The organism is Rhizobium sp. 01T444 (assembly GCF_056398305.1).
In genome coordinates, this window is sequence record NZ_JBFTPD010000003.1 from 577,426 (window position 1) to 595,076 (window position 17,651).

At 60.3% G+C, this 17,651-nt stretch carries 13 protein-coding genes; 3 read left to right on the forward strand and 10 right to left on the reverse strand.

Features of this window, described 5'->3' with window-relative positions:
• Positions 1–4: 4 nt before the first annotated feature.
• The 8 genes from AC1DTN_RS08155 to AC1DTN_RS08190 form a co-directional block, all read right to left on the reverse strand.
• Entirely contained in the window at positions 5–760 is a 756-nt protein-coding gene (locus tag AC1DTN_RS08155; RefSeq protein WP_477920352.1) for a DUF1028 domain-containing protein, read from the reverse strand.
• Between the two features lie 2 nt (positions 761–762).
• Positions 763–2,547 (reverse strand): gamma-glutamyltransferase family protein, encoded by a 1,785-nt coding sequence (locus AC1DTN_RS08160; protein ID WP_477920353.1) that lies wholly within the window; start codon positions 2,545–2,547, stop codon positions 763–765.
• 21 nt (positions 2,548–2,568) lie between these two features.
• The gene (locus AC1DTN_RS08165; protein WP_477920355.1) at positions 2,569–3,453 is read right to left on the reverse strand and encodes an ABC transporter permease; all 885 of its coding nucleotides are present in this window, start codon (positions 3,451–3,453) and stop codon (positions 2,569–2,571) included.
• On the reverse strand, positions 3,450–4,397 hold the full coding sequence (locus AC1DTN_RS08170; RefSeq protein ID WP_477920356.1) for an ABC transporter permease: 948 nt from the start codon (positions 4,395–4,397) through the stop codon (positions 3,450–3,452). Before AC1DTN_RS08170 ends, AC1DTN_RS08165 begins: the two co-directional genes overlap by 4 nt.
• Before the next feature lie 63 nt (positions 4,398–4,460).
• Positions 4,461–5,969 (reverse strand): ABC transporter substrate-binding protein, encoded by a 1,509-nt coding sequence (locus AC1DTN_RS08175; protein WP_310385142.1) that lies wholly within the window; start codon positions 5,967–5,969, stop codon positions 4,461–4,463.
• Between the two features lie 78 nt (positions 5,970–6,047).
• Positions 6,048–6,773, reverse strand: coding sequence for a FadR/GntR family transcriptional regulator (locus AC1DTN_RS08180; protein ID WP_477920357.1), 726 nt, complete (start codon positions 6,771–6,773; stop codon positions 6,048–6,050).
• A 206-nt stretch (positions 6,774–6,979) separates the two neighbouring features.
• Positions 6,980–8,422 carry a M81 family metallopeptidase gene (locus AC1DTN_RS08185; protein WP_477920359.1) on the reverse strand — a complete coding sequence of 481 codons (1,443 nt, stop codon included), beginning with the start codon at positions 8,420–8,422 and terminating at the stop codon, positions 6,980–6,982.
• Between the two features lie 8 nt (positions 8,423–8,430).
• Positions 8,431–9,564, reverse strand: coding sequence for an ROK family transcriptional regulator (locus AC1DTN_RS08190; RefSeq protein WP_113319800.1), 1,134 nt, complete (start codon positions 9,562–9,564; stop codon positions 8,431–8,433).
• A gap of 138 nt (positions 9,565–9,702) precedes the next feature.
• Here AC1DTN_RS08190 and AC1DTN_RS08195 point away from each other — a divergent pair, with 138 nt between their 5' ends.
• From AC1DTN_RS08195 to AC1DTN_RS08205, 3 genes are all read left to right on the forward strand, one after another.
• Positions 9,703–11,253 (forward strand): ABC transporter substrate-binding protein, encoded by a 1,551-nt coding sequence (locus tag AC1DTN_RS08195; RefSeq protein ID WP_477920361.1) that lies wholly within the window; start codon positions 9,703–9,705, stop codon positions 11,251–11,253.
• A 61-nt stretch (positions 11,254–11,314) separates the two neighbouring features.
• On the forward strand, positions 11,315–12,235 hold the full coding sequence (locus AC1DTN_RS08200; protein WP_439016818.1) for an ABC transporter permease: 921 nt from the start codon (positions 11,315–11,317) through the stop codon (positions 12,233–12,235).
• Positions 12,235–13,104, forward strand: coding sequence for an ABC transporter permease (locus AC1DTN_RS08205; protein ID WP_310385130.1), 870 nt, complete (start codon positions 12,235–12,237; stop codon positions 13,102–13,104). Before AC1DTN_RS08200 ends, AC1DTN_RS08205 begins: the two co-directional genes overlap by 1 nt.
• A gap of 656 nt (positions 13,105–13,760) precedes the next feature.
• Here the strand turns inward: AC1DTN_RS08205 and AC1DTN_RS08210 are convergent.
• Both AC1DTN_RS08210 and AC1DTN_RS08215 read right to left on the reverse strand, forming a co-directional pair.
• Positions 13,761–15,080 (reverse strand): glucoamylase family protein, encoded by a 1,320-nt coding sequence (locus AC1DTN_RS08210; protein WP_477920362.1) that lies wholly within the window; start codon positions 15,078–15,080, stop codon positions 13,761–13,763.
• A gap of 98 nt (positions 15,081–15,178) precedes the next feature.
• Positions 15,179–17,641: a phosphoketolase family protein gene (locus AC1DTN_RS08215; protein ID WP_477920363.1), complete on the reverse strand. Its 2,463-nt coding sequence runs from the start codon at positions 17,639–17,641 to the stop codon at positions 15,179–15,181.
• Between the last annotated feature and the right edge of the window lie 10 nt (positions 17,642–17,651).

Sequence of the window (17,651 nt, forward strand, 5' to 3'; positions counted from 1 at the left end):
GCTTTCAGGTCTTCAGAGGCGTGGCGAAGGAGGCCGACGGCCGTCCTTCCGCAATGCGCACCGCTTCCAGCGCCGCGATCTTTTCATCGATCTCGCGCCTGTCAATCATTCCGTTCGGGTTCGCTTTGGTCGCCATCGTTTCGGCGACATGCATGTAGCGCTCCTGCGCCACCGCAAAGAGCCGGCGCAGTTCGGCGAGCGGGTCGGGATGATCGTCCGCGCGGATGCTAAGCCAGGGATAATCCTGATCGCGGTGGACGAGGAGAGCGGCAGACTGCTTGCCACGCTTGTCGCCGCCGGCATCTTCGCCAACCTGCATGGCTTCGAGCAGGCGCTCGATGAAGGGCTTATCCAACGCCTTCTTATAGGTAGCAAGCGTCTCGGCGACGACATTGGGTCCGGCCAGCATATTGCCGGCGACGGAAACATTGTCGTCGATCAGATGACCGGCCCAGTCGATGCATTGGGCGCCGGTGAAGGCGGCGTTGCGGCCGCGCGCATCGATCAGGTGAAGCTGGCGCTGGTCTCGGCCGGCATCACGGGCGGTCAGTTCGGTGATGATCTCATCCGGCGCCTTGCCGGTAGCAAGCAAAGCGAGCCCATCCGTACCGTAGAGCGGGCTTACGAAAGCCTGCGTCGCGACTGCGCCGATGCCGCCGCGGATATGCGGCACCAGCCCGCCGACCGCAAAGAAGCGGGTGGCGACGGCAATGCCGAGATTGCCTGTCTCAGGATCACGGGCGACGATGGACCAGGTCATACCTACCTCCCGACCGCATAGGCCTGCATGAGGCGCGGCGTGGCGGCGGCACGCAGCAGGCCGTCGGCATCGCGGCGGGCTGCTGTCAGGCGGCCGATGGTCCAAGGCTCGGCGACGGTGAGCTTGTGGCCACGGGCACGCAGACTGTCGAGTACGGCAGCGCTGAAATTGCCTTCCACCATCAGACCACCCGGTTCACGTGTGCGCGGATAGAAGGAGCCGGGGAAATGCGAGGTGTGGAAGAGTGGCTGGTCGATTGCGGCCTGCAGGTTCATCTTGTGGTGCACATAACGGAGGAAGAAGGAGAGCTGCCACTGTTCCTGCTGGTCGCCGCCGGGCGTGCCGAAGGCGAGCGTCGGGCGTCCTTCATAAAGGCCGAGCGAAGGCGTGAGCGTGGTACGGGGGCGCTTGCCAGGAGCAAGCGACGTTGGCAGTCCGGGCTTCAGCCAGAACATCTGGGCCCGCGAATTCAAGCAGAAGCCGAGGCCCGGAACGATCGGCGAGGACTGCAGCCAGCCGCCCGAGGGGGTGRCCGARACCATGTTGCCTTCACGGTCGATGACGTCGATGTGGACGGTGTCGCCGCGCTTTTCCGTCAGATGCGCCATGGTCGGCTCGTAGACGGCGCCGGTCTTGGAGTCTGCGCCGAGCATGTCCATCGTTACATCATATTGCTGCTCGAAACCCGCCACCTTGCCGGGGCGAAGATCGAAGGAGGCTTCGCCCGTGATGAGCTTGCGGCGGGTGGCGGCGTAGGTGTCTGACAGAAGATGGTCGAGCGGTATATCGGAGAAGTCAGGATCGCCATAGTAGACCTCGCGGTCGGCAAAGGCGAGCTTCATGGCCTCGGTGACGGTATGGACGAAATCGGCACCATCTGGCGCCATCGAGGCGATATCCATATCCTTGAGGAGCGACAGGGTCTGCAGGAAGACAGGCCCCTGGCCCCAGGGGCCGATCTTGGCAACCGTCCAGCCGTGATAGTCATAGGTCTGCGGCTCTTCGATCGTTGCCGACCAGTTGGCCATATCGTCGGCCGTCAGCACCGCCTTGTGGCGACTGCCGCTTGCATCCATCACTTCGGCCGTTTTCAGATAATTTGCGATCTTTTCGGCAACGAAGCCGCGGTAGAAGGCGTCGCGGGCCGCTTCTATCTGCGCCTCGCGACCCTGCTTTGCTTCCGCTTCAGAAATGATGCGCTTCCAGGTTTCCGCGAGAACCGGGTTCTTGAAGTTGGAATGTGGCTCGGGAACTGAACCGCCCGGCACCCAGGTCTCGTAGGAGGTCGGCCATTCCTTTTCGAAGAATTCGGCGAGCCCCTTGATAGTGGCGGAGACGCGCGGCAGCATGGGATGGCCGTTTTCGGCGTAGTAGATTACCGGCTCCAGCACGTCGCGCACGCTCAGCCTGCCGTAGTCGCGCAGCATCAGCATCCAGCCGTCGAAGGAGCCGGGAATGACGGTTGCAAGCAGGCCGTCGCCGGGGATCAGCTTCAGGCCCTCGGACGTATAGTGCTCGATAGTGGCGCCTGCCGGGGCAGGGCCCTGAGCACAGATGACCTCGACCTTGTCCTTCTTCTTCGAATAGATGATCGCCGGCATGTCGCCACCGGGGCCGACGAGGTGCGGCTCGAGGATCTGCAGGGTGAAGCCGGCAGCAACCGCCGCATCGAAGGCGTTGCCGCCCTTTTCCAGGATGCTCATGCCGACGGCAGAGGCGATCCAGTGCGTTGAGGTGACGACGCCGAATGTGCCCAGAATTTCGGGGCGGGTCGTGAATGCGGTCATTTCATATGTCCTTTCGAAGGGTCATGCTTCGCGCGGATCGAGCGCATCGCGCAGGCCGTCGCCCAAGAGATTGAAACCGATAACGACGAGGAAGATGGCAATCCCAGGCCACATCGCCATCCACGGCGCCTGGCTCAGGAAATTCTTGGCAACGTTCAGCATCGAGCCCCAGCTKGGCGCCGGCGGCTGCTGGCCGAGGCCGAGGAAGGAGAGGCTGGCTTCGGCGATGATGGCGGTTGCTATCGTCAGCGTCGCCTGCACGAGGATCGGCGCGAAAACATTCGGCAGGATGTAGCGGGTGATGATGCTGAAATGGCGAAGACCGATGGAACGCGCGCCTTCGATATATTCTTCGGTCTTGACCGCCAGTACCTGGCCACGCGTCAGCCGCACGAAAATAGGCATGGCCGAAAGGCCGATCGCGATCATCGCATTGCTGAGGCTCGGGCCGAGGAAGGCGGCAAGCGCGATCGCGGTAATCAGGAAAGGCATCGCCAGGAAGGCCTCGGTGATGCGAGATATGCTCATGTCGATCCAGCCGCCAAAATAGCCTGAGATCAGGCCGAAGGGCACGCCGATCAGAACGGCGATCGCCACCGAAAAGACGCCTGCCATCAGCGAGGCCTGCGCGCCCCAGATCATGCGGGAGAGAATATCGCGGCCGATGTCGTCGGTGCCGAGCCAATGGGCCGCTGACGGCGCCTTGCGGATCGTCGACCAGCTCGTGGCGTTCGGATCGGGGAGCGGCAGGAGCGGCGCGATRATSGCAAGGATTGCGAAGAAGGCGATGATGGTGAGGCCGACGAGCGCACCCTTGTTGGCTTTCAGCTTGCGCCAGGCGCGGCTCGGCGAACGCTGCTCTGCAGACGTGATGGGCGCGGCTGCGACTTGATCGATTGCGGTCATAGCGAAGCTTTCATGCGCGGATTGAGAAGGACATAAAGCACATCGGCTACGAGGTTCATCAGGATAAAGCCGATCGCCGTGCAGATGACGACGCCCTGGACGACAGCATAATCGCGGTTGAAGACGGCATCGACGATGAGTTTTCCGAAGCCTGGAATGGTGAAAATCTGCTCGGTGAGGACCGCGCCGGCGAGAAGTTCGCCGAAAAGCAGAGCGGTCAGTGTGACGATCGGCAGAACCGCGTTGCGGAAGCTGTGTTCCAGCACGACGGAGCTTTCCGGAAGTCCCTTGGCGCGGGCGGTACGGATGTAGTCGGCGCTCAAGACGCTCAGCATTGCCGAACGCGTGTGGCGCATCAACGTGGCGGCGAGCGCGTTGCCGAGCACGAAGGAGGGCATCAGCATGGTTTGGATCGAGCGCAGCGGATTGGAGAAGAAGGGCTCGTAGCCTGAAGCTGGCAACCAGCCGAGATTCACCGAGATCAGCAGGATCAGCATGATGCCGAGCCAGAAATTCGGGATCGACAGGCCGGATAATGCGATGATGTTGGCGAGATAATCGATGATCGTGTTCTTCTTGACGGCCGCCAGAATGCCCATCGGCACGCCAATCACGAAGGCGAAGATCATCGACATGATGGCGAGCTGGATGGTGACCGGCAGTTTTTCGGCCACCAGTTCGAGAACCGGCTGGTTGGTGCGCAGCGAAATGCCGAGATCGCCCTTCAGGGCCGAGCCCAGCCAGTAGAAATACTGGTAAGGAACGGGGTCGTTGAGGTGATATTTTTCCCGCAGGAATTCCAACACCTGCGGATCGCGCTCTTCGCCGGCCATGGCCAGAACCGGATCGCCTGGTAGAAGTTTCTGCAGCGAGAAGACAAAGACCGAAATGATCAGCAAAGTTGGAATGGCGACCAACAGCCGCTTGGCAATAAACCTGTACATGGGCGCTCCGATACCATCAACGGAACGCGGCGAGGGTCGCCGCGTTCCTGAAGCGTGTGGCTATCAGCCTTCCTTCTTCACGCCGACGAGGCGGATCATGCCGTCGGGCGAAGCAACGAAGCCGGTGATGTTCTTGTGCAGCGCCCAGATCCACGACTGGTGGCCAAGGAAGATGATCGGCAAATCGTCATTGAGGATTGCGGTCGCAGCATCATATTTCTGCTTGCGCACGGAATCGTCAGGGGACTGGCGAGCCTCGTTCAGCAGCTTGTCGACGTCAGCATTGCAATATTTGCTGTCGTTCAGGCCGGCGCCGCAGGTGACGAACTGCTGGATATTGCCGTCAGGATCGACGCGGCCGGACCAGTCGGAGCGGCTGAGCTGGTAGTTGCCGGCGGTCTGCTCATTGAGCAGGGTCGCAAATTCCGTCGCTTTCAGGCTGACATCGAAACCGGCTTCGGCAACCATGGACTGGATGATCTGCATCATCTGCATCGTGACCGGGCTGTTCGGAACCTGCATTTCGACCGACACGCGGTCGAAGCCTGCAGCCTTGACGAGGGCCTTTGCCTTTTCGACGTCGCGAGCCTGAACCGGGACATCCTTGTCGAACCACGGACTGCTCGGCGGGAAGGGCTGGTTGCCGGCAACGCCGGTGCCTTCGAAGACGATCTGCATGGCGGCATCGCGGTCGATTGCCAGCGAGAAGGCCTGGCGCAGACGCTTGTCCTTGCCCAGCGGGTTGTCGGCGCGCGCACCATTGCCGACATTGGCATAGATGCCGAGCCAACCGGTATTGACGACATCCTTGTAGACGAGGTTCGGATCGCTCTTGACCGTCTCGGCGTCGGTTGCGGCCAGGCGTTCGATCATGTCGAGATCGCCGGAGCGCAGGTTGGCGAGGCGTACGGTCGAATCCGGGATCGGCAGATAGGTAAGCTTGTCGATGAAGACATTGTCCTTGTTCCAGTAGTCCTGGAACTTTTCGAGCACGATACGGTCCTGCTGGACGCGTTCGACGAATTTGAAGGGGCCTGCGCAGACGGGATGGTCGCCGAACTTCGCGCCGAGTTCCTTTGCGGCCTTCGGCGAGACGATCATGCCCGCGCGGTCGGAAAGTTGGGCCAGCAGGGTGACGTCGGGGCTCTTCAGCGTGAACTTGACTTCATACTCGCCCGTCGCCTCGACCTTCTGGACGGAGCTCAGCTCGCTCTTGCGACGCGATTCCGGCAGGGTCATGTTGCGCTCGATGGTGGTGACGACGGCTTCAGCATTGAAGGGCGTTTCGTCCTGGAACTTCACGCCCTGGCGAAGCTTCATGGTGAGCGCCTTGCCGTCGGCCGACCAGTTCCATTCCGTCGCAAGCTGCGGCACGATCTTCAGGTCGGGCGAGACGTCGACGAGCTTGTCGCACATTGCGGTATAGACGATGCGGCCGACGAAGGTGCGCGACTGCGCGGGATCAAGCACGTCTGCATCGTCCTGCAGGCCGATCTTCAGTTCGACCGCGAAAGCGGGAAGCGCAAAGAGCGCTGCCGCTGTGGCTGTGGTCAGCAATCTGGCGAATTTCATTTCATTCTCCTCTGTTATGTTTTTGTTTCACGTTTGTCGTGTCGAGCCGGCGGTTATCTCCGCCGTGCTTTTCCCCGCTCAGGTAGATTCCTTCTCGACCTCCGTTTCGCTGTGGTCGAGAGAGGTGATGCGGATGAGGCTTTCCTGCAGCGTCAGCAGATGCTGGCGCATGGCCTCGCCGGCTTTTCCCGGATCGCGGGCGGCGATAGCATCGACGATGGCTGTGTGCTGGCCATGGGTGACTTCGCGCGTGCGGCTGGCGCTGCGGGCGCGCTCGCGGATCGTCTGCCAGGCTTCGTCCTGGCGCACTCGGTTGATGACGTCGAAGATCGTCAGGAAGAATGTATTGCCGGCGCATTGGGCGATCTGGCGATGCAGCGCGCCATCCCAGAGTTCGCGGCCGTCGGCATCCGTGCTTTCGTAGATCTTTTTCACCAGATCATACATGCGCTCGACGTCGGCGGCCTTGGCGCGCATGGCCGCAAGCTGTGCAAGCTGCGGTTCGACGCGCAGGCGCACTTCCATGATTTCCATGAGATCGGTGTCGGCGATGATGGAATCGACATGGTTGCTCCAACCGTCCGGCCGCTTGCCAGCAAAGGTGCCGGAGCCTTGCCGGCGCCAGATGCGGCCTTCGGCTTCCAGCACTTCCAGCGCGCGCCGGATGGAGCGGCGACTGACGCCAAGGATTTCGGAGAGCGTACGCTCGGTTGGCAGCTTGCCATCGGCATCGAGACTATTCGACTGGAGGAGAGCTCTCAGCTTCTCCAGCGCATAGTTCGAATTGCCTTGCGTTTCGTCCATGATTGACTGAACCAATTTAATATTGGTTCAATGCAAACCAAATCCGGCAGATCGTCAAGCGCTTTTTTGTGCAAATAAATATCTGCCTGTTTATTGGTCGAATGGCTGGATTTGCGGCAGATCCAAAGGCAGGCGCACGTTTTGACGAGAACCGCACGCCAGGCAAGCGTGCGGTACCAAAAATCAATTGGTTCGCCTTTCAAGCCTCAGCGGTTCGCGGAGCGCGCAGAAAGGAAAGCCTGCGGCTCGAAGCTGAAATCCTTGTCGAAAGGATAGGTCGGGTGCTCTTTGCGCAGGCGCGGCAGGCGCTCGACGAACTGGTCGACGACGCCGGCCGAGAGCGCCATGAGATTGGGATTGGCGATCGGTGCGAGTTCCGGCGAGAGATAACCCGACTTGACGACGACGATCTTTGCCGTGCGCGGATCAAGACCGAGGCGGGTAAAATCGGCGATGTTGTGATAGGGGCGGCGCTTGGCGGAGAGCACCAGATCGATGCCATCGATCGAGACAACGGCCTGGCGGTCGGCCGCGTCAGCGGTCTCGTGCAGGAACTTCACCATGAAGCGTCCCGTCACCGGCTTGCTGCCCTTGGTATCGAGCGAGGCGCCGACCGTCAGCTCCAGAGTGGCACCGACGCCCACAGTATAGCAGGTCTCGGTGGCCGCCTCATCGGCGATGCCGGCGAAGACGACACCGGTGGCGCCCTTCGCAATCAGTTCGGCCAATACGTCGGCTCGGTCGCCCACGCCGCCGCCAGTCGGGTTGTCACCGGATTCGGCAAGCACGACGGGGCCGGTGGGACTGGCGATGGCCTTGGCGACGCATTCCTCGATCGAGCCGGTCTCGCAGCCGAACACGAATTCCTCACGGACGTCCCAATAGGCCTTTGCCAGGCGCTTTGCCTCGCGCTCCAGCACCGCGCGGTCGGTGCCGGTCATGATGGCGGCAGCGGTGGCGCGGGGTTCGTCAGCCCAGACGTAGCCGACCATCAGCGAAGCATCCCAGACGCCGTCTAGCGCGTCGATGCCGGGCAGTTCGGCGTAAAGGCTCTTTGCCGGTTCATCGACGGTGCTGGTGCGTTCGCCCGGCAGGACGGCGGGGATCGGCGCCCAGAGCAAGGTGGGCTTCACGCCGGTCTTCAGGCTTTTCACCAGCATGGAGACCGAGCGTCGCATGGTCTCCTCGACATCGATATGCGGCGCAGTGCGATAGGTGGAATACATATCGAGCGCATCGAGGATGCGCTGGGTGACGTTGCCATGCAGGTCATAACTGGCCGAAACCGTGCAGTGATCGCCAACAAGCGCGCGGGCGGAACTGATCCAGTCGCCTTCTGCATCCTCCATGCCCTCGACATACATGGCGCCGTGCATGGCGAGATAGAGGCCGTCGAGCGGCAGCAGGGGCTTCAAGCGTTCCAGGAACTCAGTCTTGAAGGCCTCATAGGTGTGGCGCGCGACCGGGCCGCCGGCAATGGCACGAGCATGGATCGTCGGCAGGAATTCGGCGTCGTAGTCCCCAAGGAAGGCGAAATAGGGGGCTGCCAACAGTCCCTCGCCGCGCACCACCCGGAAATCCTTCTCCTCGTTCAAGACGGGATTGTATGTGCTGCATTCGATGTGAATGCCACCGACGGCGATGCGCATGGGAAACCTCAGCTTAAATTGGGACCAATCAGGAAATTATGGGCGGCGATGCTGGCGGCGCCCCGCGCCCAGACGTCACTATCGACGCGACGGGTGCGGATCGGCGTCTGGCCGGCATAACGCGGAAGAACATTGGCTTCGATCGCCTGCTGCACGACCGTGCCGAACAAGCCTTCGAAGGAACCTTCGACATGGGTGACGAGGATCATGCCCGGATCGTTCATCTGAATCAGATGCGAGATCGCCAGGCCAAGAGCCGCGCCGGCCTTGTGGATGATGGAAATCGCTTCGGCCGTGCCGTGCGATGCTTCCTCTTCCAATTCCGACAGCGAGGTGCATTTCAGGCCGGCGGCTCTGGCCATCTCCTTGATCGCTTTCATGGAGGCGATCGTATCCAGGCAACCGCGTTTGCCGCAACGGCAGGGTGCACCGCCGGGCTCGATCGTCGCATGGGCGATTTCGCCCGCACCGCCATGATTGCCGCGATAGAGCTTGCCGTCGATGAAATGGGCACAGCCGATGCCGTCTCCCAGCGAAACGACCGAGAAATTCGGCGTGTCGCGGGCAATACCGAACAGTTTCTCGCTGACGGCGACGGCCTTGGCGTCGTTTTCGATGAAGGTATCGACGCCGCTTGCGTGGCGGATGATTTCGGCAAGCGGCACATCTTGCCAGCCAAGCAGGGTGGACTGCACGCAGGTTGCCTGCTTTTCATCGACGAAACCGGACAGCGCCACGCCGATGCCGGCAAGCTTCGAGCTTGCCTGCGGGTGGCCCTTCAGGATTTCCGGCAGGCCGTAGGCGATGGCATTGGCGATGACCTTGGGATCACGGGAATGGGGCAACTGCTGACGGGCGATGATATTGCCGTTGAGATCGCTGAGGATCATCGGAGCGGGATCTTCAAGAAGCGAGATGCCAATGAAGAAGGCGCATTCGGGTTTCAGGTCGAGCAGCACGGAGGGCCGGCCCTGGCCGTAGATGGTCTCCGTCTCGTGCAGCACGCCGCGATCGATAAGCTCGCGGGCAATGCCGCTCATCGCCGCTTTGCTGAGCCCGATCGCGGAAGCAAGATCGGTCCGGCTTAAAGGGCCCGACTCGCTTATGACCCGCAGGAGCTCGCGCTGCGACGAATTGAACATACAAATTCCCGATCTGCCGACGTGCTATTTTGCCTTGACAATAAGTTTACAAAATGAACCAATCAACCAAAATAAATTACAAAATTGATCAAAGCCGACCTGAGAGCCGGTTTCAAGAATCAACAAGAGGGTGAACCAATGGAAATCATTCGCAAGAGATTTATCAGTACTCGCCATTTCGCATTGAGCTGCGCTGTTACCGGAGCGCTGTTTGCGCCGTTTTCGGCCTTCGCTTCCACGCTGACGGTCATGCAGACAGAAGCGCCGCGCTCGATGGATCCGGGTGATCAGACGGCGACGTTTACGGCCGCGGTTCTGGACCCGATGTATGAGGGCCTGCTTTCCCGCGCCAAGGATTTGAGCCTCCAGCCGGCGCTCGCCACCGAATGGTCGAGCGATGCCGCCGGCATCGTCTGGACCTTCAAGCTGCGCCAGGGCGTGAAGTTTCATGACGGCACGCCCTTCGATGCCGATGCCGTGGCGAAGAACTTTGCCCGCCATCTCGATACCAAGCGCGGTCTTGCCGCCAGCGGTCGCCTGCGGACCTTCATCGATAGCGTCAGCGCCGTCGATTCCTCCACGGTCCAGTTCAAGCTCAAAAAGCCTTACCCGGCCTTTCTCGCGCTGCTGACCACAGGCGCCTGCCTCATGGTCAGCCCGACCGCGGATGCTGCCGGCACGATCGGCAGCAAGGCCGTCGGCACCGGCCCCTATAAGCTGCAGGAATACAAGTCCGGCGAATATGTGCTGGAAACGAAGAACACCCACTGGTGGGGAGGCGCGCCGAAGGGTGCCGACGAGATCAAGTGGACCTGGACGGCCGAGCCGTCGGTCATGAACATGGCGCTGCAGACGGGTGATGCCGATATCGTCAACCCGCTGCCGGCGGCCTTTGCCAAGCAGCTCGCAGCCAATCCGGACATGAAGGTCAACAAATCAGACGGTTCGGCAGTGTTCTGGGTTTCGCTCAACACCAAGCTGAAGCCGCTCGACGATGCGCGTGTGCGCCAGGCTCTGAACTATGCGACCGACCGCGACGGTCTCGTCAAGGCGATCATGCAGGGCAATGCGACGCCTGCAAATTCGCCGTTGGCGCCGGTCACACCAGGCTATGACAAGACGCTTGCGCCTTACACCTATGACGTCGACAAGGCGAAGAAGCTGCTCGCCGATGCCGGCTATCCTGATGGCTTCTCGATGACAACCATCGTGCAGGAGCCCGAGGCACGCATCGGCGAACTGCTGCAGGCCATGTGGGCGAAGGCCGGCGTGAAGCTTGACGTGCAGCGCATGGAAAGCGGCGTCTGGGCGAAGGCGGCCTTTGCCGATCCGGCCGGTAAGGCGGCTGCCAATACGGGTTCGGTGATCGCGTCGTGGTCTTCGGGCGTCAATGGCGCCGACCTACAGTTCCGTCCGCTCTATTATTCGGCAAGTGCTTCGCCTGCCAGCGCCAATCTCGGCTTCTTCAACGATCCGAAGCTCGATGAGTTGATCGACAAGGCAGCCTCTACGCTGGATGAAAAGGCGCGCAATGCGATCTATGTCGATGCCCAAAAGGAGGTCAACGAGCAGGCACCGCACGTTCTCCTCTATACGACGCAGGATCTCTATGCCGCCCGCAACAATGTGAAGGGCGCCTGGGTCATCCCAGGAGGCCAGGTCGTGGTCAAGGAAGCCACCAAGGACTGATGCGTAACCGGGCGGGCCGCGCAATGCGCCGTCCGCCTGCTTCACTGACAATGACGGTCCGATGAAAGCCTATATTCTCAAGAAGCTGCTCGCATTGCCGCTGATCCTGATCGGCGTGTCGCTGCTCATCTTCATCGCCATCCGCGCGCTTCCCGGCGATCCGGCCCGCATGATGGCCGGCCCCGAAGCCACGCAGGAGGCGGTCGATAATATGCGCGCCCGCCTGGGGCTCGATCGCAGCATTGCCGAACAATATGGTTCGTTCGCCTATGGCGCCGTCAGGGGCGATCTCGGCATGTCCCTCAAGTCGAAGCTGCCTGTCGTCGATGAAATCGCCGAGAGGATGCCCTTTACGCTGGGTCTTGCTATCACCGCCTATCTGCTGGCGATTGCGATCGGCGTGCCGGCCGGCATGATCGGCGCGATCTACCGGCATGGCTGGCCGGACCAGGCCGTGATGTTGCTTGCCATCGCCGGCGCTTCCATTGCCAATTTCTGGCTGGCGCTGATGGCGATGAACACGTTCTCCGTCAGCCTCGGTTGGTTGCCGCTTCTTGGCGCCACCTCGTGGAAGAGCTTCATCCTGCCGTCGATCACACTCGCGGTGCTGCCGATGGCTGTCATCGCCCGCATGACGCGCTCCAGCATGATCGAAGTGCTGGCACAGGATTATATCCGCACGGCGCGAGCCAAGGGTGTGGCACCCAGGTCGATCTACTGGAGCCATGCGCTGCGAAACGCGCTGATCCCGATCGTCACTATCGTGGGGCTGAATTTCGGCAGTCTGATCGGCGGCGCCGTCGTCACCGAATCGGTCTTCAACTGGCCTGGCATCGGCCGCTTGCTCGTCGATTCGGTGCGCTATCGCGACTATCCGGTCATCCAGGGTGTGACGCTCGTCGCTGTCACGGGTGTCGTCGTCATGAATTTCCTGGCGGAAATGGCGATCGCCGCGCTCAACCCGAAGATAAGGTTCGACTGATGGCAATGAGCGAAGCGGAAAAGGTTTCGACCGGCAACAGCGGCTTGCGCCGCGCCTTGCGCTGGCTTGCGACGCATAAGGGCATCACCATCGGCGGCGGGTTTATCGGCATCATTGTGCTGATGGCGATCTTTGCGCCACTCATCACCTCGGCCGATCCTTATTCGCAGGATCTGCTTTCGACCATGCTGGAACCATCCTGGGAACATCCCTTCGGCACCGACGATAACGGCCGGGACATTTTCGCCCGCGTGCTCTACGGCGCTCGCATTTCGCTGCTGGAGGTCATTCTCAGCGTCGGGCTTGCCATCATGGTCGGCGTGCCGCTCGGCATTGTCTCGGGCATGACGGGGCGCTATGTCGACCAGGCAATCATGTGGTGCATGGATATTCTCTTCGCCTTTCCAGGCATCGTACTCGCCATCCTGATCGTCAGCGTGCTCGGCACCAGTCTCGTCAACCTGCTGATTGCCATCGCGATCTTCTCGGTCCCAGTTTACGCGCGGCTCAGCCGTAACCTGACGCTCGGCCTCAAGGCGATGGACTATGTGGAGGCGGCAATTTCGCTCGGCGTTTCGCGCCATCGAATCATGACGCATTACATCCTGCGCAACGCGATCGGCCCGATCATCGTGCAGTCGACGCTGACGGCAGGCACCGTCATCCTGTCGGCCGCAAGCCTGTCATTCCTCGGCCTCGGCGCGCAGCCGCCGCTTCCGGAATGGGGTGCGATGATGAGCGACGGCCGCAACTATCTCGGTCTCAACATCTACATGTCGCTCTTTCCGGGTCTCGCGATCATGGTCACCGTGCTCGGCTTCAACATTCTCGGCGATGGCCTGCGCGATCTACTCGATCCGCGAAAATAGCAAATAAACGCAATGCGCAATGTGTTGCGCGGTAAGCAGGACCGATTGTCCAGGAGTCGAGCCTCGTTTGGAGCCCTGCCTGCGATGTATCACCATCGCCACGGAGAAGGCCGTGCTCATCCGTTCTCGCATCATTCTCCGTCGCCCGGCCCAGGAACCCTGCGCCAGATCCTGGCATTGCAAAATCGCTCGATGGAGGAAACAGACGAAAAAATCCTCGCTCTGTTGAAAAAGCTGGGCCTGGCGCATCCTCTCACACCTGGCGACCTAGACAGCGAGCAAGACTGGTCCACTTTGCTGTCGCCACGCGAACAAAGGCTCGTTGCACTTGCAAGCGCGATTATCGCAGCTCCATCCCATATTCTGCTGAGAAGGCCGATGCCATCTTCGGCTACGAACTTCTGCCCGACATCGTCGGGCTCCTGGCGGAACGAGGGATTGCGTGCGTCAACTTCGCCGAACCGGGTGCTCCACGCGCAGCCTATGATGCTGTTCTCGAATATCGTTCGGACGGCTCTTGGAAGTGGATCGACCAAAATCGGAAGGAGTGACTATTCCAGGGGCTGGGATACCTTGTTCATGATCGACTCGTCCTTCATCGAGCCATCGGATCAGAGCCGGTGGCGGAGGTTGAACAGCTGAGCTCGCGAGCGCCGTCATAACCAGCCGTCTGAAAAGCCCGCTCGTCTTAGCCCGACGACGACCGGCTCGCATCGACGCATGATGTTCCACAGCAAGCCCGTTCGGTAGTTTTCGATCATCAGGACGACAGGCCCTTGGTCGATGCCGAAATGGTAGGGGCTGACCCACCATCCTTCATCCTTGTCTTCCATCGTATATGTCTGATTGAACGATGGTCTGAATCCATAGAGGCGCGTCATGCCAAGCTGCATTCGAGCAAAGTTTCGCACGGTTGGGACAACGATTTCCGGAGCGAATGGCAGGGAGGCGACCACGACCCACGGAGATACGGTTCCGTCATCCGGTCCATAGGGTGCGCCACGCGCAACGTAGTCGAAGAATTCCCTGTCGATGCCGTCCACGTTTCGCTTTGTCCAACCGGGTCCATCACTTGCTGTGAAACCCCAGCAATGTTCGCCGTAGCCTTTGAAGTTCAGCGGATTGCGGATTGCATATTCCTGCTGAACGAAAGTGGCGTGTCGGCTGTTCCGGAAGTAGTCGCTGTCATGCTCGCGCATGAACGTGTCGCGAATTTCGCGAAAATCGATCCACATATGCGAAAGCTGATGCGTAAAGAGCGGGCCGGAATAGAGCAGTTCGCGACCAAAGATGTTTCGCCATTCGTAGCTCTCCGTATAGGCCCTGTAACTCTCGGGCGGCAGCGGGTGGCTGGGCGAGCCGAGTCCGAGAATGTAAAGAAGCAGACCTTCGTCATAGCCGCGCCACCGATAGGGAATAAATCCGTTTTCCGGCCGCCAGCCATGGGTGAGGGTAGCCCCGTTGTCACGCGCCCAATTCCAGTCCACGCGCTCATAGAGCGATTTGGCGAGTGCGCGAACCTTTGCCTCGTCTTCGGTGTCTGCGTCAAAATAGGCCGCGACGGTCAAAGCACCTGCGAACAGGAAGGCCGAGTCGATGGTTGACAACTCGCACTGCCAAACCCGTCGTCCTGTCTCAATGTCCAGGAAATGGTAGAAGAAGCCCTTGTAGCCGGACGCGTCAGGTTCCGGTCCCTGGTGGCAGGACATCAGGAATTCCAGTCGACGCCGGGCAATCTTAGCGGCAAACTCGCGAATGACGATGCCGCGCTCCACGACGACAGGAATGGTGGCAAGCGCCATGCCGACGGCAGCAATACTTGCCGGTGCGCCGGCCTGTGTCTTGTCCCGAACCAATCCGTTATCCGGATTCGTGCAATGCAGATAGTAGAGCAATGTCGTGAACTGAAGACGACCGAGATCCTCCTCCGTCGGCATTCGGTTCAGTTCGGGATCGGTGGACAGTAACTCCGACATGATAGGTTAACCGAGGAGATCAGATGGTTTCGTCGAGCATCTGGAGGCGGCCTCGATAGGACGCCTGCCGGCATGATCGTTTGCGCGCAACGCGTAGCCTAGGCATTGTCTCCCTCTGTGGAGGTCGCAGCCTTCGCTTTCTCCGCACTCTTGACGCCCCATGTCCAGCCGCTGATCTGCGGCATGTCATCACCGTGCGCTTCGATATATTGGCGATGCTCGATCAGCCTGCCGCGGATCGCCTGCTTGAAGTAGGCCGCGCGCGCGCCAAGTTGCGGCAGCCGATCGATCACGTCTTCTACGAGATGAAAGCGATCGAGCTGGTTCAGAACGACCATGTCGAACGGTGTCGTGGTTGTTCCTTCCTCCTTGTACCCTCGAACATGCAGATTCTTATGGTTGGTCCGTCGATAAGTCAGCCGGTGAATCAACCAGGGATATCCGTGGAACGCGAAGATGATCGGCTTGTCCTTTGTGAAAAGCGCATCGAAGTCAGGGTCCGAAAGCCCATGGGGATGTTCGCTTGAGGGCTGCAGCTTCATCAGATTGACTATATTGATGACCCGCACCTTCAATTGGGGGAGGTGTTCTCGGATCAGCTGGACGGCAGCGAGCGTTTCCAGAGTCGGCACATCGCCACAGCAGGCCATGACCACATCCGGTTCCGAGCCTCGGTCATTGCTGGCCCATTCCCAGATGCCGAGGCCTTCGGCACAGTGTTTGATGGCCTCATCCATAGTCAGCCATTGGGGCGCGGGCTGCTTGCCGGCCACAACCACATTCACATAGTTGCGGCTGCGCAGACAGTGGTCGGTAACGGATAGAAGTGTATTGGCGTCCGGCGGAAGATAGACCCGGATAACCTCCGCCTTCTTGTTGATCACATGGTCGATGAAGCCCGGATCCTGATGAGAAAACCCATTGTGATCCTGCCTCCAGACATGCGAACTCAGGAAGTAGTTCAGCGAGGCGACCGGTCGCCGCCAGGGAATGTGGTTACACACTTTCAGCCACTTGGCGTGCTGATTGAACATCGAGTCTATGATGTGAATGAACGCCTCGTAGCAGGAGAAGAAGCCGTGACGCCCGGTCAACAGATAGCCTTCAAGCCAGCCCTGGCATTGATGCTCGCTTAAGACCTCCATGATGCGGCCGTTAGGGGAAAGGTGGTCGTCCTCGGGATAGATCTCGGCCATATAGCAACGATCGGTGACCTCCAGCACGTCCTGCCAACGGTTGGAATTGTTCTCGTCGGGGCTAAATAGCCGAAAGTTATTGTTGCGAAGGTTCAGCTTCATCACGTCGCGCAGGAACTTGCCCATGACGCGAGCGGATTCTGCGGTCACCGTTCCGGGTTTGGGCACCGAGACGGCATAATCGCGGAAATCCGGCATCTTCAGATCGCGTAATAACAAACCACCGTTTGCGTGCGGATTGTCACTCATCCGGCGATGTCCCGTCGGTGCCAGGGCGGCCAATTCAGCCCGCAGCCTTCCGTCGCCGTCGAAAAGTTCTTCGGGTCTGTAGGTCTTCATCCAGTGTTGAAGCACCCTGATATGGTCCGGTTTGTCCATATCGCCCATCGGAACCTGGTGCGAGCGCCAATAGTCTTCGCATTTCTTGCCGTCGATTTCTGACGGGCAGGTCCAGCCCTTCGGTGTGCGGAAGACGATCATCGGCCAAGCCGGGCGGGTAACATTCCCCTTGTCCCGCGCTTCCGCCCAGATTGTCTTGATCGTCGCGACGGCGGTGTCCATGGCTGGGGCAAGCTGCTGCTGCACCTGATCGGGCTCATGGCCTTCGACGAAGAGAGGCGCATACCCCATGCCCTCGAAAAACTTCTCCAACTCCTCCCTGGGAATACGGGCAAGGAAACAGGGATTGGCGATCTTGTAGCCATTGAGATGCAGGATCGGCAGAACGCATCCGTCGCGAGCGGGATTGAGAAACTTGTTGCCATGCCATCCCGTGGCGAGGGGGCCGGTTTCGGCTTCCCCGTCACCGACGACACAGGCGACGATCAGATCGGGATTGTCGAAGGCTGCGCCATAGGCGTGGCTGAGTGCATAGCCGAGCTCGCCACCTTCATGGATGCTCCCCGGTGTTTCGGGAGCGACGTGGCTCGGGATGCCGCCGGGAAAGCTGAACTGCTTGAAAAGCCGTTTCATGCCCTCCTCGTCCTGGCCAATATTCGGGTAGAATTCGCTGTAGGTTCCCTCCAGATAGGCATGTGCAACGAGCGACGGTCCACCGTGGCCGGGGCCGATTACATAAATCATGTTGAGATCGTCGCGCTTGATTACCCTGTTAAGGTGCACATAGAGCATGTTCAGGCCCGGCGAAGTTCCCCAATGGCCGAGCAGCCGCGGCTTGATGTGCGCGCGTGCGAGGGGTTTTTTGAGCAAGGGATTGTCGAGCAGGTAGATCTGCCCGACCGACAGATAGTTCGATGCGCGCCAGTAAGCATCCATCAGGCGGAGTTCCTCGGCTGAGAGCGTTGCTTTTCCATGCGACGCTACCGAGGCTGTTTTTTTCATCACTGCCGTGTCGGGCGAAACCATCTGAGTCTCC

Bases quoted from the DNA above. Each gene is read 5' to 3' on its own strand.
- AC1DTN_RS08170 (WP_477920356.1), bottom strand. From the start codon at position 4,397: ATGTACAGGTTTATTGCCAAGCGGCTGTTGGTCGCCATTCCAACTTTG.
- AC1DTN_RS08185 (WP_477920359.1), bottom strand. From the start codon at position 8,422: ATGCGCATCGCCGTCGGTGGCATTCACATCGAATGCAGCACATACAAT.
- AC1DTN_RS08190 (WP_113319800.1), bottom strand. From the start codon at position 9,564: ATGTTCAATTCGTCGCAGCGCGAGCTCCTGCGGGTCATAAGCGAGTCG.
- AC1DTN_RS08175 (WP_310385142.1), bottom strand. From the start codon at position 5,969: ATGAAATTCGCCAGATTGCTGACCACAGCCACAGCGGCAGCGCTCTTT.
- AC1DTN_RS08205 (WP_310385130.1), top strand. From the start codon at position 12,235: ATGGCAATGAGCGAAGCGGAAAAGGTTTCGACCGGCAACAGCGGCTTG.
- AC1DTN_RS08210 (WP_477920362.1), bottom strand. From the start codon at position 15,080: ATGTCGGAGTTACTGTCCACCGATCCCGAACTGAACCGAATGCCGACG.
- AC1DTN_RS08200 (WP_439016818.1), top strand. From the start codon at position 11,315: ATGAAAGCCTATATTCTCAAGAAGCTGCTCGCATTGCCGCTGATCCTG.
- AC1DTN_RS08195 (WP_477920361.1), top strand. From the start codon at position 9,703: ATGGAAATCATTCGCAAGAGATTTATCAGTACTCGCCATTTCGCATTG.
- AC1DTN_RS08215 (WP_477920363.1), bottom strand. From the start codon at position 17,641: ATGGTTTCGCCCGACACGGCAGTGATGAAAAAAACAGCCTCGGTAGCG.
- AC1DTN_RS08180 (WP_477920357.1), bottom strand. From the start codon at position 6,773: ATGGACGAAACGCAAGGCAATTCGAACTATGCGCTGGAGAAGCTGAGA.
- AC1DTN_RS08155 (WP_477920352.1), bottom strand. From the start codon at position 760: ATGACCTGGTCCATCGTCGCCCGTGATCCTGAGACAGGCAATCTCGGC.